The sequence below is a fragment of the Streptomyces sp. NPDC107454 genome, from assembly GCF_055582885.1.
In genome coordinates, this window is record NZ_JBVJPA010000002.1 from 311,939 (window position 1) to 336,097 (window position 24,159).

Annotated in this window: 20 protein-coding genes; 5 read left to right on the plus strand and 15 right to left on the minus strand. The window is 69.8% G+C overall.

Annotation, left to right across the window (positions count from 1 at the left end; genetic code table 11):
* Window positions 1–79: 79 nt before the first annotated feature.
* Entirely contained in the window at window positions 80–1,096 is a 1,017-nt protein-coding gene (locus tag ACZ69M_RS05575) for a zinc-binding dehydrogenase (protein WP_470046884.1), read from the plus strand.
* Between the two features lie 134 nt (window positions 1,097–1,230).
* On the opposite strand, the gene lpdA is transcribed toward ACZ69M_RS05575, so the two are convergent.
* The 3 genes from lpdA to ACZ69M_RS05590 all read right to left on the minus strand — a co-directional run bounded on the left by lpdA (window position 1,231) and on the right by ACZ69M_RS05590 (window position 3,859).
* Entirely contained in the window at window positions 1,231–2,634 is a 1,404-nt protein-coding gene (lpdA, locus tag ACZ69M_RS05580; RefSeq protein WP_168489342.1) for a dihydrolipoyl dehydrogenase, read from the minus strand.
* A gap of 71 nt (window positions 2,635–2,705) precedes the next feature.
* On the minus strand, window positions 2,706–3,329 hold the full coding sequence (locus tag ACZ69M_RS05585) for a cysteine hydrolase family protein (RefSeq protein WP_470046886.1): 624 nt from the start codon (window positions 3,327–3,329) through the stop codon (window positions 2,706–2,708).
* 44 nt (window positions 3,330–3,373) lie between these two features.
* Entirely contained in the window at window positions 3,374–3,859 is a 486-nt protein-coding gene (locus ACZ69M_RS05590) for a PaaI family thioesterase (RefSeq protein WP_382122958.1), read from the minus strand.
* Window positions 3,860–3,949: 90 nt separating this feature from the next.
* Here ACZ69M_RS05590 and ACZ69M_RS05595 point away from each other — a divergent pair, with 90 nt between their 5' ends.
* On the plus strand, window positions 3,950–4,429 hold the full coding sequence (locus tag ACZ69M_RS05595; RefSeq protein WP_470046889.1) for a winged helix-turn-helix transcriptional regulator: 480 nt from the start codon (window positions 3,950–3,952) through the stop codon (window positions 4,427–4,429).
* A gap of 124 nt (window positions 4,430–4,553) precedes the next feature.
* Here the strand turns inward: ACZ69M_RS05595 and ACZ69M_RS05600 are convergent, their stop codons facing one another.
* On the minus strand, window positions 4,554–6,047 hold the full coding sequence (locus ACZ69M_RS05600) for a flavin-containing monooxygenase (RefSeq protein WP_470046891.1): 1,494 nt from the start codon (window positions 6,045–6,047) through the stop codon (window positions 4,554–4,556).
* A gap of 141 nt (window positions 6,048–6,188) precedes the next feature.
* Between ACZ69M_RS05600 and ACZ69M_RS05605 the strand changes: the two genes are divergently transcribed.
* Entirely contained in the window at window positions 6,189–7,412 is a 1,224-nt protein-coding gene (locus tag ACZ69M_RS05605) for a PucR family transcriptional regulator (RefSeq protein WP_470046893.1), read from the plus strand.
* A gap of 58 nt (window positions 7,413–7,470) precedes the next feature.
* Here the strand turns inward: ACZ69M_RS05605 and ACZ69M_RS05610 are convergent, their stop codons facing one another.
* From ACZ69M_RS05610 to ACZ69M_RS05655, 10 genes are all read right to left on the minus strand, one after another.
* On the minus strand, window positions 7,471–7,941 hold the full coding sequence (locus ACZ69M_RS05610; RefSeq protein ID WP_470046895.1) for a hypothetical protein: 471 nt from the start codon (window positions 7,939–7,941) through the stop codon (window positions 7,471–7,473).
* Between the two features lie 331 nt (window positions 7,942–8,272).
* Complete coding sequence (locus ACZ69M_RS05615; RefSeq protein WP_470046897.1) at window positions 8,273–10,861, minus strand: DUF4118 domain-containing protein; 2,589 nt, start codon at window positions 10,859–10,861, stop codon at window positions 8,273–8,275.
* Window positions 10,862–10,895: 34 nt separating this feature from the next.
* The gene (locus ACZ69M_RS05620) at window positions 10,896–11,579 is read right to left on the minus strand and encodes a response regulator (protein WP_470046899.1); all 684 of its coding nucleotides are present in this window, start codon (window positions 11,577–11,579) and stop codon (window positions 10,896–10,898) included.
* Between the two features lie 124 nt (window positions 11,580–11,703).
* Complete coding sequence (locus ACZ69M_RS05625) at window positions 11,704–12,372, minus strand: potassium-transporting ATPase subunit C (protein ID WP_470046901.1); 669 nt, start codon at window positions 12,370–12,372, stop codon at window positions 11,704–11,706.
* Between the two features lie 6 nt (window positions 12,373–12,378).
* Window positions 12,379–14,475 (minus strand): potassium-transporting ATPase subunit KdpB, encoded by a 2,097-nt coding sequence (kdpB, locus tag ACZ69M_RS05630; RefSeq protein WP_470046903.1) that lies wholly within the window; start codon window positions 14,473–14,475, stop codon window positions 12,379–12,381.
* A 35-nt stretch (window positions 14,476–14,510) separates the two neighbouring features.
* Window positions 14,511–16,175 carry a potassium-transporting ATPase subunit KdpA gene (kdpA, locus tag ACZ69M_RS05635; RefSeq protein ID WP_470046905.1) on the minus strand — a complete coding sequence of 555 codons (1,665 nt, stop codon included), beginning with the start codon at window positions 16,173–16,175 and terminating at the stop codon, window positions 14,511–14,513.
* A 7-nt stretch (window positions 16,176–16,182) separates the two neighbouring features.
* Window positions 16,183–16,272 (minus strand): K(+)-transporting ATPase subunit F, encoded by a 90-nt coding sequence (kdpF, locus tag ACZ69M_RS05640; RefSeq protein WP_016434100.1) that lies wholly within the window; start codon window positions 16,270–16,272, stop codon window positions 16,183–16,185.
* Between the two features lie 277 nt (window positions 16,273–16,549).
* Window positions 16,550–18,391: an APC family permease gene (locus ACZ69M_RS05645; RefSeq protein ID WP_470046907.1), complete on the minus strand. Its 1,842-nt coding sequence runs from the start codon at window positions 18,389–18,391 to the stop codon at window positions 16,550–16,552.
* 199 nt (window positions 18,392–18,590) lie between these two features.
* Window positions 18,591–19,328 carry a DUF4118 domain-containing protein gene (locus ACZ69M_RS05650; protein ID WP_470046909.1) on the minus strand — a complete coding sequence of 246 codons (738 nt, stop codon included), beginning with the start codon at window positions 19,326–19,328 and terminating at the stop codon, window positions 18,591–18,593.
* Window positions 19,329–19,411: 83 nt separating this feature from the next.
* Complete coding sequence (locus ACZ69M_RS05655; protein ID WP_470047535.1) at window positions 19,412–21,952, minus strand: sensor histidine kinase; 2,541 nt, start codon at window positions 21,950–21,952, stop codon at window positions 19,412–19,414.
* Between the two features lie 360 nt (window positions 21,953–22,312).
* Here ACZ69M_RS05655 and ACZ69M_RS05660 point away from each other — a divergent pair, with 360 nt between their 5' ends.
* The gene (locus ACZ69M_RS05660) at window positions 22,313–22,765 is read left to right on the plus strand and encodes a DUF6153 family protein (protein WP_470046911.1); all 453 of its coding nucleotides are present in this window, start codon (window positions 22,313–22,315) and stop codon (window positions 22,763–22,765) included.
* A 92-nt stretch (window positions 22,766–22,857) separates the two neighbouring features.
* Window positions 22,858–23,529, plus strand: a complete 672-nt coding sequence (locus tag ACZ69M_RS05665; RefSeq protein ID WP_470046913.1) for a DUF305 domain-containing protein — start codon at window positions 22,858–22,860, stop codon at window positions 23,527–23,529.
* 157 nt (window positions 23,530–23,686) lie between these two features.
* On the opposite strand, the gene ACZ69M_RS05670 is transcribed toward ACZ69M_RS05665, so the two are convergent.
* A complete protein-coding gene (locus tag ACZ69M_RS05670; protein WP_470046915.1) occupies window positions 23,687–24,133 on the minus strand; it encodes a DUF2218 domain-containing protein in 447 nt (148 codons plus the stop codon).
* Between the last annotated feature and the right edge of the window lie 26 nt (window positions 24,134–24,159).

A 24,159-nucleotide genomic window follows, 5' to 3' on the forward strand; every position in this document is an offset into this window, starting at 1 on the left:
CGGATCTCAACCGCGGCATCAACGGCGGCACTTCACGGTACAGATCACGACACAGATCACGTACGGAGAGGAAGCCGCCATGGCTGTCATGCGCGCAGTTCGTCTGCACTTCCCGACCCACGAGCTGCGGGTCGAAGAGGTCGAACGGCCCACCCCCGGTGCGGGAGAGGTCCTGGTCAAGGTGGAAGCGGCCGGGGTGTGTCTGTCCGACGTCCACCTGATCTCCGGGGAACTCGGCGGCACACCCGCGCTCTTGCGGGGCGACACGGTGACCCTGGGCCACGAGGTGGCCGGCACCGTCGCCGAACCGGGTCCGGACGCGGACGGCTGGACGGTCGGCGACCGCGTCGTCCTACAGGCCGGCGAGTACCGCGACGGGCGGGGCTGGACCCGTGGTGTCGACTACGACGGAGGCTGGGCCGAGTTCGCGCTCGCCCGGATCGACACCCTGGTCCCGCTCCCGGACTCGATCCCCTTCGAGCAGGGAGCGGTCATCCCCGACGCGGTCTCCACCCCGTGGGGCGCCATCACCGACACCGCCGGCATCCGCCCCGGCCAGGCGGTCGGGGTGTGGGGCATCGGCGGCCTGGGCGCGCACGGGGTGCAACTGCTGCGCATGGTGGGCGCGTGCCCCGTCATCGCCGTCGACCCCTCCCCCGCCGCCCGTGACCGCGCCCTCGCCTTCGGAGCGGACCTCGCCCTCGATCCGGCCGACCCCGCTCTGGCGGACAAGGTCGCCGCCGCCACCCGCGGGGCCGGCATCGAGGCCGCCTTCGACTTCGCCGGCGTCACCCCGGTGCGCGAACAGGCCCTGTCCGTGCTGGCCGACGGCGGCAAGCTGGTCCTCGTCGGGCTGAGCGGAAAGCCGGTCACCATCGCGGACAGCACCACCTTCAGTACCCGCGAGCTACGGCTCCTGGGCCACTACGGCTCCGGCGCGAACGCGGTGGCGCAGCTCATCCACCTCACCGAGAACGGGCGGCTGGACTTCTCCCGCTCCATCTCGGACGTACTGCCCCTGGAGCGGGCGGCCGAAGCCGTCGACCGGCTGGAGCACAAGAAGGGCGACCCGATCCGCCTGGTGCTGCGCCCCTGAGGACGCCGCTCGCGTCGCGGAGAGGCGGAGCGAGGCCACGGGGGTGCGCAGGAGCCCGAGGACCCCCGCGGTGGAGGTCACCGCGGGGTGGGCGACCTCCTCGCGTGGCCGGTGCTCCGGCGCCCCGCACGGGCTCAGAAGTTGATCATGTGTCCGGCCAGACCGTGCACAGCTTCCTTCACCGCTTCACCCAGGGTGGGGTGGGCGTGGACATTGCGCGCGACCTCGTGCACGGTCAGGTCCCACTGCTGCGCCAGCGTCAGCTCCGGGAGCAGCTCCGTCACGTCCGGGCCGATCAGATGGCCACCCAGGAGCTCGCCGTACCTGGCGTCGCTGATCAGCTTCACGAAGCCGACCGTGTCGCCCAGGCCGTGCGACTTGCCGTTGGCCGTGAAGGGGAACTTGGCGACCTTGACGTCGTAGCCCCGCTCCTTCGCCTGTGCCTCGGTGTAGCCGAAACTGGCGATCTGCGGCTGGCAGTACGTGGCACGCGGGATCATCACATAGTCCAGCTCCATGGTCTCCGCGTCCGCGATCGTCTCGGCCGCGATGATCCCCATGGACTCGGCGTTGTGCGCGAGCATCAGCTTCGCGGTCACGTCCCCGATCGCGTAGATGTGCGGTACGGACGTACGGCAGCGGCCGTCGACGTCGATCGCGCCGCGCTCGGTGACCCGTACACCCGTGGCCTCCAGGCCGTACCCGGTGACGTTCGGCGCGAAGCCGATCGCCTGGAGGACCTTGTCGGCCTCCAGCACCTTCTGCGCACCGTCCTTGCCGGTGACCGTCACCCGCACCTGCGGGCCCGACTCGTCGATCGACTCGACACGCGTCGAGGTGAGCACGTCGATGCCCAGCTTCCGGTACTGCTTGGCGAGTTCGGCGGAGACGTCCGCGTCCTCCAGCGGGGCGACCCGGTCCAGGAACTCGACGACGGTGACCTTCACGCCGTAGTTGTGCAGGACGTACGCGAACTCGATGCCGATGGCCCCGGCGCCCGCGATCACGATGGAGCGCGGCAGGTCCTCGGCGAGGATCTGCTCCTCGTAGGTGACGACTCGGTCGCTGCGCCGGGTGCCGGGCAGCAGCTTGGGGGTGGCGCCGGTGGCGATGATGCAGTCGTCGAAACCGACCGTCTTCGTGGTGCCGTCGGCGAGGGCGACCTGGAGCGTGTGGGCGTCGAGGAAGGTGCCGCGGCCGTCGATCTCGGTGATCGCGTTCTTCTTCATCAGGAAGTGGACGCCCTTGACACGGCCGTCCGCGACCCGGCGGCTGCGCCGGAACGCCTCGCCGTAGTCGAAGGAGACCTCGCCGTCGACCTTGATGCCGAAGGTCTTCGCCTCCCGCGTGAAGATGTGCGCCAGCTCGGCATTCCGCAGCAGCGCCTTCGTGGGGATGCAGCCGACGTTCAGACAGACACCACCCCAGTACCGCTCCTCGACGACCGCCACCCGCTTGCCGAGTTGCGCGGCGCGGATGGCGGCGACATAGCCGCCCGGTCCTGCTCCGAGTACGACCACGTCGAAGCGCTCGTCCATGAGTGGATCCTTCCGGTGAAACCCGGCTCACAGCCGGTCCAGCATCCTCTGCACCATCTGACCCTGTGACCTTATGTCTTCAGTGCCGCTACGGCGCTTTTCGTGTCCGTGATGACATGCGCGTAGGTCGGACCGTTCAATTCATGGGCGGCCCTCATGAGTTCGCTCGAGTACGCCGCGGTGGCGTCCGTCACCAGCGACACATGGAATCCGAGTTCCATCGCGTACTTGGCCGTGGTCTCGATGCAGGTGTTCGCGAGCAGTCCGACGACGATCACGTGATCCACGCCACGCTGACGCAGGCGCATCTCCAGGTCGGTGTTGGCGAACCCGCTCTGGGCCCAGTGCTGTACGACCACCGTGTCCGAGGGCTCGGGCCGCAGGGGCGGGTACCAGTCCCCGCCGAACGCGTCCTGGGCGAAGAGCTGATGCTTGTCCACGGCACGTTGTGACGGGTTCGGGTGGGACCAGGACTCGTACAACCCCGGTGTCCAGCGGTGATGCGGAACATAGAACACCGGCACGTCGACCTCACGAGCGGTGGACACCAGTTCGGACAGATGGGCCCGCAGGTCGACTTCCCGCGCGACCTCCGCGATGCGCGGCCAGAGCTTGCCCTCGTCGGCGAGGAAGTCGTTCAGCGGATCGACCAGCAGAACCCCGGTGCGGCGCCTGTCGTAGTCGTACACCGTCATGGCTGCCTGCCTTCCGTACGTCGCGCTCCTGTGCGGGCGGTCGCTCAGACGGGGAACAGCAGACAGCTGCTGGTGGTGTGCGCCAGCAGCCGGTTCCCGGAATCGAAGAGCTCGGCCTGCGCGAGGGCGGTACGACGTCCGCTGTTGAGGACGGTGCCCACGGCACGGACCTTGCCGCTGTCCACGGTGACCGGGCGCAGGAACTTCACATTCAGGTCGAGTGAGGTATACCCCATCCCCTGTGGCAGGACCGACTGCACCGCGCAGCCCGCCGCCGAATCGAGCAGGGTGGCGTACACACCGCCGTGAACGCTTCCGATGGGGTTGTAGTGCTCCTCGCCCGGGACGAGGGCGAAGACGACCCGGCCGTGCTCGACCTCTTCGAACGTCATCCCGAGGGTCGCCGCGATCGGCGCGGCGGGGAGCCGTCCGGCCTGCACCTCGCGGAGGAAGTCGAGACCGCTGTACTGCCCGACGGCAGCGGCGGAGACGGCGGGGTCCTCCCAGTCGTACGTGCGTGACCTGCCCATTTCGCTCCCTCGATGATCTGGATGTGGAATTCGAAGCTAGCCAGCACAAGGTCTGGATGTCAACGTCGAAGCCAGCCTACGATGGGCCGCATGACGTGGCTGGAGACAAGCACCGAGAACTGCACGGTCCAGCGGACTCTCGACCTGGTGGGCGAGAAGTGGTCGCTGCTGGTCCTGCGGGACGCCATGAACGGCGTACGGCGTTTCGACGACTTCCGCCGGCACGTCGGGCTGTCCGAGAGCGTGCTCGCGGACCGGCTGCGCAAGCTCGTCGCGGCGGGGATCCTCGACACCGCCCCCTACAACGAGCCCGGCAGCCGCATCCGCCACGAGTACCGGCTCACCCGCAAGGGCTGGGAGCTGTGGCCGGCGATGATCGCCCTCAAGCAGTGGGGAGACCGCCATGCGGCGGACCCCGAGGGCCCGCCCCTGGAGGTCACGCACGCCGGCTGCGGCGCGCCGGTCGAGACCGTGGTCGTCTGCTCCGCGGGACACGGCGCCCTGGTCCCGCCGGAGGCACGCACCCGCCCCGGCCCCTCGGCGAAGCCCTTGGACCGCACCGCTCCATAGACCGGTCGGCATCAGGGTTGCCGGAGTGGGTGACGAAGGAGTGGCCGACGCGGCCGTCGGTCGTCGCCGCGCGTCCGGTGGTACGGAGTGATGTCGCGTCCGAGGGGAGCCAAGCGGTCGTCGCTCAGGCCGACGTCCGGGCCTTCCCGTGGCGAGCGACGGAGGTGAAGCGCAGGTTGTCGTCCTCGACGGGGCCGCCGCGCAGCAGTTTGACGTCGGAGTGGTAGTTCATCGACATGAGCCAGGGATAGGCGAGTCCTTGACGCGGCATCATGTGGAGGGACCGCTTGACGTAGCCGGCATCGAAGTCGAGCAGCGGACGGGTCGGCATGGCCGGATCGGGGAGCTCGGGGCAGCAGATGTCCGCGCCGGTGGCGTCCATGTGTCCGAGCAGCCGGGTGAAGTGCTCGCACAGCAGACCCACCTTGAGCGTCCACGAGGAGTTCGTGTAGCCGATCGCGAAGGCGAAGTTCGGAACGCCGCTCAGCATCATGCCCTTGAAGGCCACCTTGTCGGCGAAGTCGACGGGTTCGCCGTCCACCGAGAGCGCCATCCCACCGAACAGCTGCACGTTCAACCCGGTGGCCGTGACGATGATGTCGGCGTCGAGCTCACGCCCGGACTCCAGCCGGATGCCGGTCTCGGTGAATGTCGCGATCCGGTCGGTGACGACCGAGGCCGTGCCCTTCTTGAGCGCCTTGAACAGGTCCGCGTCGGGGACCGCGCACAGCCGCTGGTCCCAGGGGTCGTAGGACGGGTTGAAGTGCTCGTCCACGGGATAACCGGCGGGCAGTTGCCTGATGTTCACGGCGCGGATGAGACGTCGCACGACCCGTGGGTGGCGTTGCGAGGTCTGCCAGATGAAGCGCTGCATGGCGATGTTCTTGCGCCGGGTGAGCCGGTAGGCGAGGCCGGCGGGCAACACCTTGCGCAGCGTGTTCGCGATCACGTCCTCGGACGCGACCGGAAGGATGTAGGTGGGCGAACGCTGGAGCATGGTGACATGGCCCGCCGTGTCCGCCAGTGCCGGGATCAGCGTGACGGCCGTCGCGCCGCTGCCGATCACCACGACCTTCTTGCCCGCGCAGTCCAGGTCCTCCGGCCAGTGCTGCGGGTGCACGATCTGCCCGGCGAACCGCTCCCGGCCCTCGAACCGGGGGGTGAACCCTTCGTCGTAGCGGTAGTAACCACCGGCGCAGAACAGCCAGTTCGCGGTCATCGACACCGTCTCACCGGTGTCGGCGCGCTCGATCTCCACCGTCCAGCGGGCCTCGGCGGTGGACCAGGCCGCGCCGCGCACCCTGTGGTGGTAGCGGATGTGCTGTTCGATGCCGCTCTCCCCCGCGGTCTCCCGCAGGTAGTCGAGGATCAGATCGGCGGTGGCGATCGACTTGTCGTTGCGCCACGGTTTGAAGGCGTAGCCGAAGGTGTGCAGGTCGGAGTCCGACCGGATGCCCGGATAGCGGAACAGCGCCCACGTGCCGCCGGAGACACCACGGGCCTCCAGGATCGCGTAACTGCTGCCCGGCCGCTCGGTCTGCAGGTAGTGGGCAGCGCCGATGCCGGAAATGCCGGCGCCGATGATCAGCACGTCGATGTGCTCGCTCTGACGGGTCATGTGCGGGGACTCCGTTGATGAGGCGTTCGCTGGGTGGTGCCTCGATGATGACCTCACATACCGACCAGTACGGTGTGGCAGTTCGCACCTCCATCGAAAAAGACCAGTGCATTTTGCACCACTGCGGGCTAACGTGCGGACATGACCTGGCAGCACCCTTCCGAACGTGCGAGCGATTTACTTCGGCAGGGTGCGGAGATCGCACTCAACAGTCTGCAGGAGTGGCTCGACGAGATCGACGAGGCGACCTTGGCGGCGGCGACCATGCGAGCCATCGCGCAGGACCCCGCCCTGCGCGCCGCCACACGGCGCATCAACCGGGCCCACCTGACGTTCTGGGCGTCGGAGACCGTGCGCGACCCCGGCGCGCCGGTACCCGCGTACACCGGCCCGGACAGTCTCAGCCACGCCCGTGACCTGGTACGCCGGGGGCTCGACGAATCGGCCCTCGACTCCTACCGCGTCGGACAGAACGCGGCTTGGCGGCGCTGGATGCAGACCGCCTTCACCCTGACCTCCGACCCCGACGAACTGCGCGAGCTGCTCGATGTGTCGGCGCGCTCCGTCTCGGGGTTCCTCGACGCCACGATCGTCGACATCGCCGCACGCATGGCCGCCGAGCGCGAAGAGCTGACCCACGGCACCCACGCCGAACGTCGCGAGATCGTCACCCTGCTCGTCGAGGGCGCGCCCATCAGCCGACAACGGGCGGAAGCACGCCTGGGCTACGCCCTCGACCGGACGCACACCGCCGCCGTCGTGTGGAGCGAGGAACCGTCCCCCGAACCGGGCCACCTCGAGCGTGCGACCGAGGCTCTGGCGCAGACGGCCGGAGTGCAGCAACCGCTCACCGTGATCGTCGGCGCGGCCACTTCGTGGGTGTGGCTGCCCGGATCCGCCGCACTGGACACCGGTCTGCTGAGCTGGCTCCTCGACCCGCTGCCGGGGGTCCGGATCGCCGTGGGCCCGCCCGCCGGGGGCAGGGAAGGCTTCCGGCGCAGCCACCTCGCCGCGCTGACCACCCAGCGCATGCTCGCCAGGCTCCGTTCGCCGCGTCGTGTCGCCGGTTTCGACGACGTCCAGCTCAGCAGTCTGATCAGCCAGGACGTCGAACAGGCCGACGACTTCGTCAAGGCCACCCTCGGCGACCTCGCCACGGCGAGCCCGGAACTGAGGCACGCCGTCCTCACGTACATCCAGGCCCAGTGCAACACGACCCGCGCCGCCGGCCGGCTCTACACCCACCGCAACACCCTGCTCCGGCAGCTCGACCGAGCCGACCAACTGCTCCCGAAGCCACTGGAGGACAACACCGTCAAGGTCGCCGTCGCCCTCGATCTGCTCCAGTGGCGTGGCAGCGACTGAGGGCCACGAGCCGCGATGGTGGGCAGCCGGAGGACGACGTCACCCAACTCCGGTGCGTTCAGACGGCGTGCAGGAAGAGTTGCGGCGACCACGCCGTGCAGGTGCCGGGACCCGGGCCGTCGATCGTTCTGGCGCAGGCCCGCACCTTGAAATTCCAGTCGCCGTGAGCGGGCGCGCGGAGCGTCGCGACCCTGTTCGGCCCCATCTGCATCTGCCAGCTGAACCAGCCGAGCTGTGACGGATAGGTGTAGCGGATGTCGTAGTAGGCGTAACGGGGGCTGGAAAAGCCGCCGTAGTACAGCTTGAGCGTGTTGGTGCAGCCGTCGAAGCGGGCACCGGCGTACGGGCTGCCCGTATGCCGGTACCGATTCGGGGCACCTCCGATGTTGGTGCCGCCGGCGGGAGGGAATGCGTCACGGTACGTGCACAGGGTCGCCGGAGCAGAGGTCCGGTCGGCCTGTGCCTCGGCCGCGGTCCCCACGCCCCCCGCAGAAGCGACGGAGACCAGGAGGACTGCGGCAGTGGTCATAGTAGTGAGCGGATGCCTCATCGCCCTTACCTCCAGCGAGATATGCCGCCATTACCACCATGCGCCTCCGCCTCACCCGTCGCATCCGGGCGGGGGATGCGTGACTTCTGGTCCGAGGTTGATCGTGTTCCGCTGGGGAGATCCTGGCGCGTACGGCGGCAGCTGGTGGACGACGGCAGGATGTCGGTCAGGTCGATCCAGGCGTTGAACCCCTTGTCGGCGAGTTGTTCCTGAGCCGTTGGACGTCCTCACGGTCCTGGCGCTAAGGGCAGAGGAACACACGCTTTCCGCGATCGGCCGCGCGGCCGACTCGCTTGAGCGGAAGCACACTTCAGCCTGTCGGTCCGGAACGGGCATCGGCAGCCCCAGCAGGAGAAACGCGCTCATGAGCGTATGCCGGCACGGCCGTCGTACCTTTGCCGGCCGCGGCCGGGAGACCGAGGACCATGGTGAGTCCGCCGCCGGGGGTGTCCTCGGCGTCGAGGGTGCCGCCCATCGCCTCGGCGAAGCCGCGGGCGACCGCGAGGCCGAGGCCGACGCCCGCGCCGCGGGGAGCGTCGCCGTAGCGCTGGAAGGGCGCGAAGATGCGGTCCTTGGCCTCGTCGGGTACCCCCGGGCCGCGGTCCACCACCCGCACCTCCACCCGGTCGGCCATGGCACTCGCCGCGACCAGGACCGGTGCGCCCGCCGGGCTGTACTTCACCGCGTTCTCCACGAGGTTGGCGACCGCGCGTTCCAGCAGGCCGGGGTCGACGGCGACCATGGGCAGCGTCTCGGGGATGTCCAGCTCGGCGCTGCCCTCGGGTACGCCGCCCAGCGCCATCGGGACCACCTCGTCGAGGTCGATCTCGCGGACCAGCGGGGTGACCGTGCCGGTCTGCAGACGGGACATGTCGAGCAGGTTGCCCACGAGGTGGTCGAGCCGGTCGGCGCCCTCCTCGATGCCCTCCAGGAGCTCGGCCCGGTCCTCCTCCGACCAGGCCACGTCGTCCGACCGCAGCGAGGTGACCGCGGCCTTGATCCCGGCCAGCGGGGTCCGCAGGTCGTGGCTCACGGCGGCGAGCAGTGCGGTGCGGATGCGGTTGCCCTCGGCCAGGGCACGCGACTGGTCGGCCTGGGACTGCAACCGCTGGCGGTCCAGGACCACCGCGGCCTGGGCGGCGAACGCGGCGAGCACCCGGCGGTCCTCCGCCGGCAGGACCCGTCCGGACAGCGCGAGCGCCATCCGGTCCCCCACCGGCATGTCCACGTCCGCGTCCTCCGGCCGCTCCAACGTTCTCCCCGTGCCCACCCGGCCCGCGCAGGTCCACGGCGTCACGTCGCTCTCCCGTTCCAGCAGGGCGACCGACTCCATGCCGAAGGTCTCCCGGACCCGTTCCAGCAGGGCCTCAAGACTGGTCTCGCCACGCAGCACGCTGCCCGCGAGGAAGGAGAGGATCTCCGACTCGGCGCGCAGCCGGGCCGCCTGGTGCGTACGCCGAGCAGCCAGGTCCACCACCGACGCGACCGACACCGCGACCCCGACGAAGATCGCGATGGCGACGAAGTTGTTCGGGTCGGCGATCGTCAGGGTGTGGACGGGCGGGGTGAAGAACCAGTTCAGCAGCAGGGAGCCGACGACGGCCGAGGCCAGGGCGGGATACAGCCCGCCCAGCAGGGCTGCGGCCACCGTCAGCGTCAGGTACAGCAACATGTCGTTGGCCAGGCCGACTTCGGGCGCGACACCGGTCAGCAGCAGGGTGAGCAGGGCCGGCCCGGCCACGCCGGTCAACCAGCCCCAGACGACCCGCAGGCGGCCGAGCCGTGCGCTCCGGGCCACCGGCAGTCCGCGCCCCTTGCCCGCCTCGCCGTGCGTGATCAGGTGGACGTCGAGGTCGGGACCCGAGTCGCGGGCCACCGTCGCCCCGACGCCCGGCCCGAAGACGTACTGCCATCCCTTGCGCCGGGACACGCCGAGGACGATCTGGGTGGCGTTCACCCCACGCGCGAAGTCGAGCAACGCCGTTGGTATGTCGTCCCCGACGACGTGGTGGAAGGTGCCGCCCAGGTCCTCCACCAGCGTGCGCTGGACCGCCAGTTCCTTCGGTGACGCGGAGGTCAGTCCGTCGCTGCGGGCTATGTAGACGGCCATGACCTCGCCGCCCGCGCCCTTCTCCGCGAGCCGCGCGGCCCGGCGGATCAGTGTGCGGCCCTCCGGACCGCCGGTGAGACCGACGACGATCCGCTCCCGCGAACCCCAGATCTTCGAGACCCGGTGCTCACTGCGGTACTCGGTCAGGTACTCGTCGACCCGGTCGGCCACCCACAGCAGCGCCAGCTCACGCAGCGCGGTCAGATTGCCGGGCCGGAAGTAGTTGGACAGGGCCGCGTCGACCTTGTCCGGCTTGTAGATGTTGCCGTGCGCCATACGCCGGCGCAGCGCGGGCGGTGACATGTCTACCAGTTCGATCTGGTCCGCCCGCCGTACGACCTCGTCCGGGACGGTCTCCTGCTGCCGGATGCCGGTGATGGACTCGACGATGTCGCCCAGTGACTCCAGGTGCTGGATGTTGACGGTCGAGATCACGTCGATCCCGGCGGCGAGCAGCTCTTCCACGTCCTGCCAGCGCTTGGCGTTGCGGGAGCCGGGGATGTTCGTGTGGGGCAGCTCGTCGACCAGGACCACCTGGGGGCGACGGGCCAGCACCGCGTCGATGTCCATCTCGCCGAACGTGGTGCCGCGGTACTCCAACTCCCTGCGGGGCACCTGCTCCAGGCCGTGCAGCATCACCTCGGTGCGTGGCCGGTGGTGGTGCTCCACATACGCCACCACGCAGTCGGTGCCCCGCTCGACCCGGCGGTGCGCCTCGGAGAGCATCGCGTACGTCTTGCCGACGCCCGGTGCCGCACCGAGGTAGATCCGAAGCTTGCCGCGTGCCATCTTCTCTTCTCTTCGTCGGATTCATACGCACGCTTCAGCTCTCGAAGCGGTATCCCATGCCCGGCTCGGTGATCAGATAGCGGGGGTGGGCGGGGTCCGCCTCCAGTTTGCGGCGGAGCTGGGCCATGTAGACCCGCAGGTAGTTGGTCTTGTTGCTCTGGCTGACTCCCCACACTTCCGCCAGCAGGTGCTTCTGTGTGATGAGCCGGCCGGGGTTGGTGATCAGGATCTCCAACAGATGCCACTCGGTGGGTGTGAGGCGGATGTCGTGCCCGGAGCGGGTGGCCTTCTTGGCGAGCAGGTCGATGGTGAAGCCGTCCGTCGTGACGAGCGTCGTCTCGGGGGCCAGCGGAACGTCGTCCCGGCGGCGGACGGCGGCGCGCAGCCGGGCGAGGAGTTCGTCCATGCTGAACGGCTTGGTGATGTAGTCGTCGGCGCCCGCGTCCAGGGCCGCGACCTTCTCGTCGGAGGCCCGGCGGGCGGACAGGACGAGGATCGGTACGCGGGTCCAGCCGCGCAGGGCCTTGATCACGTCGGTGCCGTCCATGTCGGGCAGGCCGAGGTCGAGCAGGACCACGTCGGGCTGCCGGGCGGCGGCGATGCGCAGTGCGGTGGTGCCGTCGGGGGCCGGGTCCACTCCGTACTTGCGGGCCTGCAGGTTGATCACGAGGGCCCGGACGAGCTGAGGGTCGTCCTCCACCACCAGTACCCGGGTCATCGGTGTGCGCCTTTCCTGTTGTACGGCGGGCCGGAACCCGTGGAACCGGCCTCGTGAACGCGGGAGTTGACGAACCGGGGTCTGTTCCCCGTCCGCCAACTCCCGCGCGGTGCGCCTAAGCCCATCAGCTCTTCGCCACAAGTCCCTTGAGCGCGATGTTGAGCTCCAGCACGTTGACGCGGGGCTCGCCGATGAAGCCGAGGGTGCGGCCGTCGGTGTGCTCGTCGACCAGCTTCTGCACCTGGGCGACGGACAGGCCGTTCTTCTCCGCGATCCGGTGCACCTGGATGTCGGCGTACTTCGGGGAGATGTCCGGGTCCAGGCCCGAGCCGGAGGAGGTGACCGCGTCGGCGGGCACGTCGGACGGCTTGACCGTGTAGCCGTTCACCGAGTTGTCCTTGATGACGGCCGCCTTGGCGTCCTTGACCCACTTGATCAGGTCGGCGTTGTCACCGGAACGGTTGGTGGCACCGGACAGGATCAGCTTGTACTGGGTGTTGACGCTGTTGGCGCCCAGCCCGTTCGCGGGGCGGCCCTGGAACCACTTCAGGTCGGCGTCCGGGGTCTCCTGGCCCTTCTTCAGCGGCAGGTTGTAGGACTGGCCGATCAGCGAGGAGCCGACGACCTTGCCGTCCGCCTTGATCTCCGAGCCGTTCGCCTGGCCGGAGAACAGGCCCTGGGCGACCCCGGTGATGGCCAGCGGGTAGAGGACGCCCGTCACCACGGTGAGCACGAGGAGCGCGCGCAGGCCCGCCCAGAGCAACCGGGCAGTGTTCGTAACCGAGTTGTTCATAGCCGATCAGCCGATTCCGGGGATGAGGGAGATGAGCAGGTCGATGATCTTGATGCCGATGAAGGGGGCGATCAGGCCGCCGATGCCGTAGATCCCGAGGTTGCGCCGCAGCATCTTGTCGGCGCTCACCGGCCGGTACTGCACACCCCGCAGGGCGAGCGGCACCAGCGCGATGATGATCAGCGCGTTGAAGATGACCGCGGAGAGGATCGCCGAGTCGGGTGAGGACAGGTGCATGATGTTCAGCTTGTCCAGGCCCGGGTAGACCGCCGCGAACAGCGCCGGGATGATCGCGAAGTACTTCGCGACGTCGTTGGCGATGGAGAACGTCGTGAGTGCGCCCCGGGTGATGAGGAGCTGCTTGCCGATCTCGACGATCTCGATGAGCTTGGTCGGGTTCGAGTCGAGGTCGACCATGTTGCCGGCCTCCTTGGCGGCCGACGTACCCGTGTTCATCGCCACGCCCACGTCCGCCTGCGCGAGGGCCGGGGCGTCGTTCGTGCCGTCACCGGTCATCGCGACGAGCTTGCCGCCCGCCTGCTCGCGCTTGATGAGCGCCATCTTGTCCTCGGGAGTCGCCTCCGCGAGGAAGTCGTCGACGCCGGCCTCGTCCGCGATCGCCTTGGCCGTCAGCGGGTTGTCACCCGTGATCATGATGGTCTTGATGCCCATCCGGCGCAGCTCGTCGAACCGCTCCCGCATGCCCTCCTTGACGACATCCTTCAGGTGGATGACTCCGAGGACGCGCGCGCCGTCGGTGTCCTCGACGGCCACCAGCAGCGGCGTGCCGCCCGCTTCGGAGATCCGGTTGGAGAGGGTGTCGGCGTCGGCCGACACCTCGCCGCCCCGCTCCTGGACCCAGGTGATGACCGAACCGGCCGCGCCCTTGCGGATCTTGCGTCCGTCGACGTCCACACCGGACATGCGGGTCTGGGCGGTGAAGGCGATCCACTCGGCCCCCGCGAGCTCGCCCTGGTGGCGTTCACGCAGCCCGTACTTCTCCTTCGCCAGTACGACGATGGAGCGGCCCTCGGGCGTCTCGTCGGCCAGCGAGGAGAGCTGGGCGGCGTCGGCCACCTCGGCCTCGGTGGTGCCGGACACCGGCACGAACTCGGAGGCCTGACGGTTGCCGAGGGTGATGGTGCCGGTCTTGTCGAGCAGCAGCGTGGAGACGTCACCGGCGGCCTCAACTGCCCTTCCGGACATGGCCAGCACGTTCCTCTGCACCAGCCGGTCCATGCCCGCGATGCCGATCGCGGAGAGGAGTGCGCCGATCGTGGTCGGGATCAGGCAGACCAGCAGGGCCACCAGGACGACCATCGTCAGGTGCGTGCCCGCGTAGTCCGCGAACGGCGGCAGCGTGGCCACCGCCAGCAGGAACACGATCGTGAGCGACGCGAGCAGGATGTTCAGCGCGATCTCGTTCGGTGTCTTCTGCCGGGCCGCGCCCTCGACCAGAGCGATCATCCGGTCGATGAAGGTCTCACCGGGCTTCGTCGTGATCTTGATGACGATCCGGTCGGAGAGGACCTTCGTACCGCCGGTGACGGCGCTGCGGTCACCGCCGGACTCGCGGATGACCGGGGCCGACTCACCGGTGATGGCCGACTCGTCGACGCTCGCCACACCCTCGACGACGTCACCGTCGCCGGGAATGATGTCGCCCGCCTCGCAGACGACCAGGTCGCCGACGCGCAGTTCGGTGCCGGGCACCTGTTCTTCGGTGGAGCCGTTCAGGCGACGGGCGACGGTGTCGGTCTTCGCCTTCCTGAGCGTGTCCGCCTGGGCCTTGCCGCGGCCCTCGGCCACCGCCTCCGCCAGGTTGGCGAAGATCACGGTCAGCCACAGCCAGGCACTGATCGCCCAGCCGAACCAGTCACCCGGGTCCTTGAAGGAGAAGATCGTCGTCAGGACCGAGCCCACGAGGACCACGAACATGACGGGCGACTTGATCATCACCCGCGGGTCGAGTTTGCGGAAGGCGTCCGGCAGCGACTTCAGCAGCTGCTTCGGGTCGAACAGACCCGCGCCGACCTTTCCTTCGTCCTTGTGACCCGTCGGCACATCACTGTGCGGCGCCCGGGTCGGAGTGGCTGTGGACATCGAGTCCTCTTCTGAAGGCGAATCTGTGCGAGTGGTCATGACGCCAGCCCCTCGGCCAGCGGACCCAGCGCGAGCGCCGGGAAGTAGGTCAGACCGGTGATGATCAGGATGGCGCCCACCAGCAGGCCCACGAAGAGCGGCTTGTTGGTGCGCAGGGTGCCCGCGGTCTCCGGGACGGGCCTCTGCTCGGCGAGCGAACCGGCCAGCGCCAGCACGAACACCATCGGCAGGAAACGGCCGAGCAGCATCGCGATGCCGATCGTGCTGTTGAACCACTGCGTGTCGGCGTTCAGGCCCGCGAACGCGGAGCCGTTGTTGTTGGCACCCGACGTGTAGGCGTACAGGATCTCGGAGAAGCCGTGCGCCCCGCTGTTGGTCATGGAGTGACCCGGAGTGGGCAGGGCCATCGCCGCGGCGGTGAAGACGAGCACCAGCGCCGGGGTGATGAGGATGTAGCAGGCCGCGAACTTGATCTCGCGGGTGCCGATCTTCTTGCCCAGGTACTCGGGGGTGCGGCCGACCATCAGACCGGCGATGAACACCGCGATGATCGCCATGATCAGCATGCCGTAGAGACCGGAGCCGGTACCACCGGGCGCGATCTCGCCGAGCTGCATGCCCAGGATGGTGATACCGCCGCCGAGGCCGGTGAACGAGGAGTGGAAGGAGTCCACCGCACCCGTCGAGGTCAGGGTGGTCGACACCGCGAAGATCGACGAGGCGCCGACACCGAAGCGGTTCTCCTTGCCCTCCATCGCGCCACCCGCGAGCTGGAACGCCGGACCGTGGTGGGCGAACTCGGTCCACATCATCAGGGTGATGAAGCCGAGCCAGATCGTGGCCATCGTGGCGAGGATCGCGTAGCCCTGCTTCAGGCTGCCGACCATGCGGCCGAAGGTGCGGGTCAGCGCGAACGGGATGACCAGCAGCAGGAAGATCTCGAAGAGGTTCGAGAAGGGGGTGGGGTTCTCGAAGGGGTGGGCGGAGTTGGCGTTGAAGTAGCCGCCACCGTTGGTGCCCACCTCCTTGATGGCCTCCTGCGAGGCGACCGCGCCGCCGTTCCACTGCTGCGAGCCACCCATGAACTGGCCCACGGAGTGGATCCCGGAGAAGTTCTGGATCGCGCCGCAGGCGACCAGGACGATCGCGGCGACCACCGAGAGCGGCAGCAGGATGCGGATCGTGCCGCGCACCAGGTCGGCCCAGAAGTTGCCGAGCTCACCGGTGCGGGAGCGCGAGAAGCCGCGTACGAGCGCCACGGCGACGGCGATGCCGACCGCGGCCGAGACGAAGTTCTGCACCGCGAGGCCGCCGGTCTGCACGACGTGGCCCATGGCCTGCTCGCCGTAGTACGACTGCCAGTTGGTGTTCGTGACGAAGGACGCGGCGGTGTTGAACGCCTGGTCCGGGTCGATGGAGGAGAAGCCGAGCGAGCCGGGCAAATGGCCCTGGAGACGCTGCAGCAGATACAGGAACAGGACGCTGACCGCGGAGAAGGCCAGGACACCGCGCAGGTACGCGGGCCAGCGCATCTCCGTGTTCGGATTGGCGCCGATGCCCTTGTAGATCCACTTCTCCACACGCCAGTGCTTGTCGGAGGAGTAGACCTTGGCCATGTAGTCGCCAAGGGGGACGTAGGCGAGGGCCAGTGCCGCTATGAGCGCGAGCAGCTGGAGCACGCCGGCAAGAACGGGACTCATGGCGCTCTCAGAACCTCTCCGGGAAGATCAGGGCGAGGACGAGATAGCCCAGCAGGGCGACGGCCACGACCAGGCCGACGATGTTCTCGGCGGTCACAGCTTCGTCACCCCCTTGGCGACGAGGGCCACCAACGCGAACACCGCGATCGTGGTGACGACGAAGGCCAGATCGGCCATCGCGAACTCCTAGATGAGGTTCAGAAATGAAGCGGACGGTTAGAGGTAACCGCCTCGATGGCCGGATCTGGCCGCCGTTGACACCTCCCATACGGCGGCCGGTCCGCCTTTGACGGAACCCTTACGGCCGACTGCTCCACGTGCGGCGACGGGTCCCGCCGTCCGGAGCGGGGCGTCGGAGCAGGGCGTCAAAGGATTCAGTGGACGCGGAACCGCAACCGGCAGATCACGGCGTCCGTGTCACGGCGCACCGCGTGGGCGACGATCGCGCCCCGCTGGTTCTGGAGCAGCCGCTGCCACAGCCGGTCCGGCTCGACCTCGGGGATCAGCACGGTGACCCGGGTGCCGGGCTCCGCGGCTGCCGTCTCGCCCACGTACTCGGCGATCGGGCGCCCCACGGTGCGGCGCTCGGAGGTGAGCTGGACGAGCGGTACCCCGGGGTCCCACTGTGCCCAGTCGCGGGCCAGCGCGTGGGTGTGGGCGCGGTCCTCGGCGTCGGGATGGCACACCGTGACGGCGCGCACCTCGTCGCCGAGGGAAGCGGCGGCGTTCAGCGCCTCCACGGTCAGCCGGGACAGGTTCGACACCGGAACGATCACCAGTGAACGGTCGCGGTGCGGCGGCTCGGGAATCCGCCCCAGGCCCAGCCGCTCACCGATCCGCGCGTACGCCCGGTGCACCGTCTCGAAGGCGGCCACCAGCAACGGCACAGCGATCACTATCAGCCATGCACCCTCCGCGAACTTGGTCGCCGTCACCACGACCGCCGAGACACCGGTGAGCACGGCGCCGAAACCGTTCAGCAGGGCCCTGCCGCGCCACCCCCTCCCCCGCTCACCACGCCAGTGCCGGACCATTCCGACCTGCGCGATCGTGAAGCCGATGAAGACACCGATGGCGAACAGCGGCACCAGGGTGTTGGTGTCGCCGCCGGAGAAGACGAGCAGGGCCGCCGAGATCAGGGCCAGCGCGAGCACACCGTGACGGTGCACCTGCCGGTCCGCCTTCAGGGCGAAGACGTGCGGGAGGTAGTTGTCGCGGGCGAGCAGCTTCAGCAGCACGGGCAGGCCGCCGAAGGAGGTGTTCGCGGAGAGCGCGAGCAGGATCATCGTCGCGAACTGGATGACGTAGAAGGCCCAGTTGTGGCCGAGCGAGGCGTCCGCGAGCTGGGCCAGGACCGTGACGCCCTCGACCGGCTGGAGGTGGAAGCGCGAGATGAGGACCGACAGGCCGATCAGCATCACCCCGAGGACGGCGCCCAGGGCCACCTCCGCCCGCTGGGCCCGGCGCACGCGCGGGACACGGAAGGACGGCACGGCGTTGGCCAGCGCCTCGACACCGGTGAGCGCGCTGCACCCCGAGGCGAAGGCCTTCAGCAGAAGCAGCGCGCCGACGGCGGTGGCGTTGCCGGCGAGGACGGAGGCGTGCCCGGCCGCGGCCGCGGTACTGACGGGTGCGGACCGGAAGAGACCGACGGCTATCAGCACCAGGATCGACACGACGAAGACGGCCGTCGGCACGATGAACACGCGCGCCGACTCCACGATGCCGCGCAGATTCACGCCCGTGATCAGCACCAGCACGGCCAGGCACAGCCACAGCCGGTCGCCGTAGAGTCCAGGGAACGCCGAGGTCAGCGCAGCCACCCCGGCAGTGACGGCGACCGCCACATTGAGCACGTAGTCCAGGACCAGCGAGGCCGCCGCCACCAGGCTCGTGCGGGCGCCCAGATGCGTCCTGGCGACGGCGTACGACCCGCCGCCGTCCGGGAACGCGGCGATCACCTGCCGGTACGAGGCGACGAGCACCGCCAGCAGCCCGGCGATGGCCAGCGTCACCGGAAGCGTGAAGCCGAGGCCGTGCGCGCCCGCCGCGGCCAGCACCAGGACGATGGCCTCGGGCCCGTACGCCACCGAGGCCATCGCGTCCAGCGACAAGGCGGCCAGACCCGTGAGGGCGGTGAGGCGATGGCGCTCGCCGGTATCGGGCGGCTCCTCGTCGGCGGGGGTCGCCCCCGGCTCGATGGTCAGGACAGACATGGAATACGGGCTCCTTACGCGGTGGCCCGCGCACGCGGGGAGGCGATGCGCGGGTGCGCCCAGGTTCTGTCCGTCCCCGATTGCTTTCGATCCTTCCTTGCGCCTTCTTCGCGTCGAAGCCCCGGACCTTGACGCGACCTTGACGACCATGCGCACCGCGCGGCTCCAGCTCGGCCGCGCTCAGTGACTCTGCGGGTACCTACCTCCCGGCCGTGTCGAGAGCTGCGCCCGTCTGGTCGGCGAGAGTGACCGCCACCAGGCGGGCCTGGAGCGGCGGTACGGGGCCCGGGCCGGGGGTGAGCATGAAGCGGCCCAGGTAGTGGCCGTTGCCGTAGGTGCGCAGTTCGATCTCGCCGCCCGGCCAGCCGCAGGCGTCGACGTCCCGGCGCCGGTGGCCGACCGAGACGTTTCCGTCCTGCTCGAGCCGGGGCGGCTGCCCCAGCAGGATGCCGTACTCGTAGCGGCAGCCGCGCAGGTCGAGCAGGTCGGTGAGCTGGCCGCGGACATGGTCGACCACGATGTCGGAGGACTTCGCGGACCGGGCGAGCTCGGCGGTCTCGTGGACGCGGGCGAGATAGTCCGCGTCCGTCACCGCGATGACCTCCAGGCGGCGGGCCCGGGCCGCGAGCTGGGACACGATCAGACCGACGACGAACAGCAGCACCGCCGTCTCGATGTCGGCCGAGGTGTGGATGTCGAACGTCTCGTACGGGCGGGTGAGGAAGAAGTCGAACCAGGCCGCCGCGGACAGTGCCGCGAGCGCCCCCGCCGTGCGGCTGCCGAGGGCGGCGACCGCGACCACCGCCACGACCAGGATCAGCGCCGCGTTCGTACGCGACAGATCCGTGCGGAAGGGCACCAGGACGAGCGCCACCAGGAAGGGGCCCGCCAGGCCCGCCACCAGGGCGAGCCGGTCCCGGAGCGAATAGCCGGTCATCACACCGTCACCTCCTGCGGTTGCCACGGCGACCTCGGGCCCGAGCCCTGGTACGCCGCTTCCACGACTCGTACGCTCCCTGCTCATACGCCGCCTCCTACGCTCTGCGTATCACTGGGAAGATCGACCCGCCCGGCGAAGGGCAGCGACAGCACCATCGTCAGACCGCCGCCGGGAGTGTCCTCCGGGCTGAGGGTGCCGTCCATCGCCTCGGTCAGCCCCCGGGACAGGGCCAGGCCAAGGCCGAGGCCGGTGGTGTTGTCGGTGTCGCCGAGGCGCTGGAAGGGCTCGAAGAGCCGGTCACGGACGGGGGTGCCGCCCTGCTCGGGCACAGCCGGGAGCTTGAGGGACGGCGGCAGGCCGGGGCCGCGGTCGACGACACGGACTTCGACGCGGCCCGCGTGTGTGCTCGCGGTCAGCAGCACCTTGCGGTCCGCCGGGCTGTGGCGGGCCGCGTTGCCGACGAGGTTGGCGATCACACGCTCCAGGAGCGGCGGATCGGCCAGCACGGCCGGAACCTCCTCCAGGTCCCCGACCACCACCTCGGGGGTGTCCGCGAGCGCCGCCGGAAGGACCTCCTCCAGTGTGGTGGCCCGCAGGTTCAGCGTGAGCGCGCCCGCCTGAAGGCGGCTGAGGTCGAGGAGGTTCTCGACCAGGCGGTTGAGCTTGGCCATGGACTCGTCCGCGGTCGCGAGAAGTTCGTCCCGGTCCTCGTCGGAGAATGCGACATCCCGGCTGCGCAGCGAGGAGACCGCGGCCCAGCCCGCCGCGAGAGGCGTGCGCAGGTCGTGGCCGACCGCCCGCAGCAGCGCCGTCCGCATCCGGTCGGCGGCCTTGACCGGTTCGACCTCGGCGGCGGCCTCCGCGAGCCTGGCGCGTTCGACGGCGGATCCCACGTGGGCGGCGAAAGCGGCGAGCACGCGCCGCTCGGAGGAGGGTAGCGGGCGCCCGCGCAGGACGAGGAAGGCCCCGGGGCCCGCGGGCACGACCGTCGCGTCGTTGTCCACGGGCGGCTCGTCGACCAGTTCCGCCGAGTCCATGCCGAAGGTCTCGCGCGTGCGTTCCACCAGCGCCGGGATCGTGGCGCCGCCCCGCACGATACTGCCGGCGAGCGAGGACATGGTCTCGGCCTCGGCGGTGGCGCGGGCCGAGCGCCGCGACAGGCGCAGGGAGCGGTCGACGACACCGGCGACCACGGCGGCGACCACCGCGAAGACCGCCAGGGCCAGCAGCGCGTTGGGATCGTCGAGCGTGAACTGCCCGACGGGCGGGATGAACCAGTAGTTGAGCAGCAGGGACGCCGTCACCGAGGCGATCACCGCCGAGACGACCCCGCCTATGCAGGCCACGCCCACCACGGTGAGCAGAAACAGCAGCGCCTCGCTGGTGAGGTTGAGTCTGTCGCGGGTCGTGTCCGGATTCAGCAGGAGGGTGAGCGCCACGGGCAGCAGCAGTCCGGCGACCGGGCCCGCGATCCGGCGCGCGGTCGACAGGGTGCGCCGCCGCGAAGGCAGCAGCGTGCCGCGTCCTGCGCGCTCGTGCGTGACCGTGTGGATGTCGATGTCGCCGGAGAGTTCGACGACCGTCTCGCCGGTGCCGCGTCCCGTGAGGAAGCGCTCGATGCGGCCGCGGCGGCTGGTGCCGAGGACGAGTTGGGTGGCGTTCTCGGCGCGGGCGAAGTCGACGAGGGCGGACGGCACGTCGTCGCCGACGACCGAGTGGTAGCTCCCGCCCAGGTCCTCGACCAGCCGCCGCTGCCGGGCGAGTGAGGCGTGCGAGGTGCCGGCGGCGAGACCGTCGCTGCGGGTCACATGCACGGCGAGCAGGTCACCGCCCGCCGACCGGTCGGCGATCCGGGCGGCCCGCCGGATGAGGGTGTCTCCCTCGGGCCCGCCGGTGAGGGCGACCACGACCCGCTCCCTGATCTCCCACACCCCGCCGATGCCATGCTCGGAGCGGTACGACTGGAGCGCCTCGTCGACCCGGTCGGCCACCCACAGCAGGGCCAGTTGGCGCAGCGCGGTCAGATTGCCGGGCCGGAAGTAGTCGGCCAGGGCCGCGTCGATCTTCTCGGGGGCGTAGATGTTGCCGTGCGCCATCCGGCGGCGCAGTCCCTCCGGCGTGATGTCCACGAACTCGATCTGCTGCGCCCGTCGTACGACCTCGTCGGGCACCGTCTCGCGCTGCGGCATCCGCGTGATCTTCTCAACGACGTCGTTGAGGGACTCCAGATGCTGGATGTTGAGGGCCGTGATGACGTCGATCCCGGCGGCGAGCAGTTCCTCGACGTCCTGCCGGCGTTTGGCGTTGCGGCCGGCGCCGGGGACGTTGGTGTGGGCCAGCTCGTCGACGATCGCGACCTGCGGCCGGCGCTCGAGGACCGCGGCGAGGTCCATCTCCTCGAACTCCCCGCCGCGGTGGGCGCAGCCGGCACGCGGTACGACCTCCAGGCCGTCGAGCAGCCCCTCCGTGCCCGGGCGGCCGTAGCACTCCGCGAACCCCACCACCACGTCGGCGCCGCGTGCCGCCCGGCGGCGCGCCTCGTCGAGCATGCGGTAGGTCTTGCCGACCCCCGGAGCCGCCCCCAGATAGACCTTCAGCCGACCGGGCCGTACGTCACCCACGGCGGTCCGTGCCTCACCCCCGCCGGTCCGCACATCACTCATCTCGGTCGGTCCGTCATTCATCGCAGCCGACGCGCTCCGCTCACTGAAGATCAACTCTCCGACGGGAAGGGATACTTCCCCCCACCGAAGCCCCTCCGTGAGTCGTCCGGCACGGCCCTTGACGCATCCTTGGCGCCGGTCACGTGGACGTTGACACCGCCTTGACGGGCCCTGGCCCGACCGGGTGAAGGACGCCCCGCCGGCCGGAACCCTGCACCCACGACGGCACGCCCCACCCCCCCCTTTCGATATGATCGGAAAGCCAGTCGATACTGTCGGACAGTCAGTCCGGAGCAATCACAGACGGAGACTGCCGACGTGCACGTGAACCGATGCGTACGGGCGGCCGGTGCCTACGGGCACCTGCTGCTCGTCGTCGTTCTCGCGCTGGGCGTGTTCGTCATGCACACCGTGGGACACCCCGACCAGCCGCCCGGCGACGGCATGAGCCCCGCGGCCCAGGTCTCGACGATGTCCACAGTGGTGGCCGCCCACGACCCCATGGGGGCTCCGGCAGCACCGGAGCGGGGCAGCGCCGCGCACTCCACGCACACGTCCTCCAAGGACAGGCCGGCCATGGCGATGGACATGGTCTCGCTGTGCGTGGCGGTGATGTTCGGTGCGTGGGTACTCACCGCACTGCTGAGGCGGGCCCTCGCCCGCCGTCCGGACTGGCTGGCGAAGCTCCTCGCCGCGGCGCCCGTCATGCTGCGGCCCAATCCCCCACCCCGCGGCCCTGATCTCACCGAGTTGTCGGTCCTGCGGCTGTAGGCCGAACCGCCCTCGCGGACGCGCACCAAGCGCGCTCCCGCGACGACGCGTACGCCCACACAGCCAGAACCAACACACAAGGTGAGTTCACGATGACTGCCTTCACACGCGCCTTCCACGGCAAGCACCTCCACCGCAAGCCCGTCCGCCGTGTCGCGGCCGTCGGCGTCGTAGCCGCCGGGGCCCTGCTGCTCTCCGCCTGCGGCAGCGACGGCGACGGCGCGAGCGGCATGAGCGGCATGGACCACGGCGGCAGCAAGAGCTCGGCCACGGCGACCGCCTCGGCGGCCGCCGAGGCCGGTGACGCCGACCAGGCGGACGTCACGTTCGCGCAGATGATGATCCCCCACCACGAGCAGGCCGTGGCGATGGCCGAACTGGCCGGCGGCCGCGCTTCCGACGCGGAGATCAAGGACCTGGCCGCGAAGATCGAGAAGGCTCAGGACCCCGAGATCAAGACCATGACCGGTTGGCTCAAGTCCTGGGGCAAGCCCATCGCGATGGGCGACACGCCCGGGATGGACATGGGCGGCGACGGCATGATGTCCGACAAGGACATGACCGAACTCAAGGCCATGCAGGGCAAGGAGTTCGACAAGATGTTCGCCCAGATGATGATCGACCACCACAACGGCGCGATCGCCATGGCGAAGACCGAGCAGAAGAGCGGCCGGCACGCCGACGCCAAGAAGATGGCCGACGCCATCGTCACGGGCCAGTCCGCCGAGGTCAAGCAGCTCCGGAGCATCCTCGACCGGCTCTGATCCGCATGACCCGTTGACCGTTCCGGGCCCCCTCGGCCGCCGTGTGGCGCCTGGAGCGGCCACGCCCGGCCCTGGCGTCACCGCCGTCGGGGCCGGGCACGTCCTGCTTCCACCACACCCTGACCAGCAGCCGGATCACGTGGCGCCGACGCGGGCGTCAGCCGCCCTTGGACGGCCCCTTGGACGCCCCGCCGATGGATGCCCTGCCGAGGCGGACGGCGAAGCGGCCCGGGCCGGTGCGTACGGTGATCTTCGCCAGGACAACTGCCAGGACGAGGCTCGCCACCCAGCCGGTCCACCGCCCGTGGGCGAACAGGACCGCGCCCGGCCCGAGGTGCACGGCAACGGTCAGTACGCCGACCGCCGCGACCGCCGTGGTCCTGGCGGCCCAACGACGCGTTACGACTCCCCCGCCGGTCGTGGAAACCGCCCCCGCGGTCGTGGAAGCCGAGCCACGGGCCGGGCTGCCGGGATCAGCCGTCGAGGCCTGGCCGCCTCGCCACTCCGCCTTCAAGCGCTCACGCCTCCCGAACCTCTCGACATGCCCGCCCACGAGTTCCTGGAGCCGCCGCAGGTTCTCCTCGTCGGCGGCCTCCGCCCGCACCGCCGGCGCCCCCGGGCGGGCCCGCA

Coding starts and splice junctions, on each gene's coding strand:
- ACZ69M_RS05595 (WP_470046889.1), top strand. CDS start 3,950: ATGACGTGGCTGGAGACAAGCACCGAGAACTGCACGGTCCAGCGGACT.
- ACZ69M_RS05600 (WP_470046891.1), bottom strand. CDS start 6,047: ATGACCCGTCAGAGCGAGCACATCGACGTGCTGATCATCGGCGCCGGC.
- ACZ69M_RS05625 (WP_470046901.1), bottom strand. CDS start 12,372: ATGAACAACTCGGTTACGAACACTGCCCGGTTGCTCTGGGCGGGCCTG.
- ACZ69M_RS05605 (WP_470046893.1), top strand. CDS start 6,189: ATGACCTGGCAGCACCCTTCCGAACGTGCGAGCGATTTACTTCGGCAG.
- ACZ69M_RS05610 (WP_470046895.1), bottom strand. CDS start 7,941: ATGACCACTGCCGCAGTCCTCCTGGTCTCCGTCGCTTCTGCGGGGGGC.
- ACZ69M_RS05615 (WP_470046897.1), bottom strand. CDS start 10,861: ATGGCACGCGGCAAGCTTCGGATCTACCTCGGTGCGGCACCGGGCGTC.
- ACZ69M_RS05585 (WP_470046886.1), bottom strand. CDS start 3,329: ATGACGGTGTACGACTACGACAGGCGCCGCACCGGGGTTCTGCTGGTC.
- lpdA (WP_168489342.1), bottom strand. CDS start 2,634: ATGGACGAGCGCTTCGACGTGGTCGTACTCGGAGCAGGACCGGGCGGC.
- ACZ69M_RS05665 (WP_470046913.1), top strand. CDS start 22,858: ATGACTGCCTTCACACGCGCCTTCCACGGCAAGCACCTCCACCGCAAG.
- ACZ69M_RS05650 (WP_470046909.1), bottom strand. CDS start 19,328: ATGACCGGCTATTCGCTCCGGGACCGGCTCGCCCTGGTGGCGGGCCTG.
- ACZ69M_RS05590 (WP_382122958.1), bottom strand. CDS start 3,859: ATGGGCAGGTCACGCACGTACGACTGGGAGGACCCCGCCGTCTCCGCC.
- ACZ69M_RS05620 (WP_470046899.1), bottom strand. CDS start 11,579: ATGACCCGGGTACTGGTGGTGGAGGACGACCCTCAGCTCGTCCGGGCC.
- kdpB (WP_470046903.1), bottom strand. CDS start 14,475: ATGTCCACAGCCACTCCGACCCGGGCGCCGCACAGTGATGTGCCGACG.
- ACZ69M_RS05575 (WP_470046884.1), top strand. CDS start 80: ATGGCTGTCATGCGCGCAGTTCGTCTGCACTTCCCGACCCACGAGCTG.
- ACZ69M_RS05645 (WP_470046907.1), bottom strand. CDS start 18,391: ATGTCTGTCCTGACCATCGAGCCGGGGGCGACCCCCGCCGACGAGGAG.
- kdpA (WP_470046905.1), bottom strand. CDS start 16,175: ATGAGTCCCGTTCTTGCCGGCGTGCTCCAGCTGCTCGCGCTCATAGCG.